Raw genomic sequence first — 752 nt, forward strand, 5'->3', positions numbered from 1 at the left:
CAGTGCCGCGTGTGCCGACTCGGTCGTTCCGCCCAACGTAGCACCGGCTTCGGCGGGCCGAAAGGCCCGCCGAAGCCGGTGCTACGGCCCTGCGCCGGGGCACTCCCGCGCGGGCGCGCCAGGGGCCCGGAATCGGGCGATTCCGGGCCCCTGGAAAGTAGGGTGCCGCAGCGCGCGGAAGGCTACTCGACGTCCCCGCCGTTCGCGGAGGCATATTCCTGGGCGGAAAGCAGCGGCCCCTCCTCGCTGACCTCCACCGTGAACAGCCAGCCGGCGCCGTACGGGTCCTCGTTGAGGATGGCCGGGTTGTCCACGGCCTCCTGGTTGACCTCGACGACGGTGCCGGAGACCGGGGCGTAAAGGTCGGAGACGGACTTGGTGGACTCGACCTCCCCGCAGGCCTCGCCGGCGGTGACGGTGGCGCCAACCTGCGGCAGGTCGACGTACACGACATCGCCGAGGGCGTCGGCGGCGACCTGGGAAATGCCGACCTTCGCGGGCGACGCATTGTCGATCCACTCGTGCTCGGCGGAGTAACGGAGGGTGGAGAGAACCTTGCTCATATGGTGTTTTCCTTTCAGGGACATCTGGTGACGGCGGGCGGGCCGGGCACAGGGTGCCGACCCGGGGATTCTACTTCTGGCGTTTGTAGAAGGGCAGGGCGACGACCTCGAAGGGCTCGGCCCTGCCGCGCAGGTCCACGTCCAGCACGGTGCCGGGCCCGGCGTGGGCGGCCTCGACGTAGGCCAGCG

At 70.3% G+C, this 752-nt stretch carries 2 protein-coding genes; both read right to left on the reverse strand.

Features of this window, described 5'->3' with window-relative positions; translation table 11 throughout:
* Window positions 1-182: 182 nt before the first annotated feature.
* On the reverse strand, window positions 183-563 hold the full coding sequence (gcvH, locus tag NCCP_RS14855) for a glycine cleavage system protein GcvH (RefSeq protein WP_149958060.1): 381 nt from the start codon (window positions 561-563) through the stop codon (window positions 183-185).
* 70 nt (window positions 564-633) lie between these two features.
* Window positions 634-752: glycine cleavage T C-terminal barrel domain-containing protein (locus NCCP_RS14860; RefSeq protein ID WP_308655516.1), on the reverse strand; the 119-nt coding region annotated here is incomplete at its 5' end.

It is taken from the genome of Zafaria cholistanensis, assembly GCF_008580665.1.
GTDB classification, from domain to species: domain Bacteria; phylum Actinomycetota; class Actinomycetes; order Actinomycetales; family Micrococcaceae; genus Zafaria; species Zafaria cholistanensis.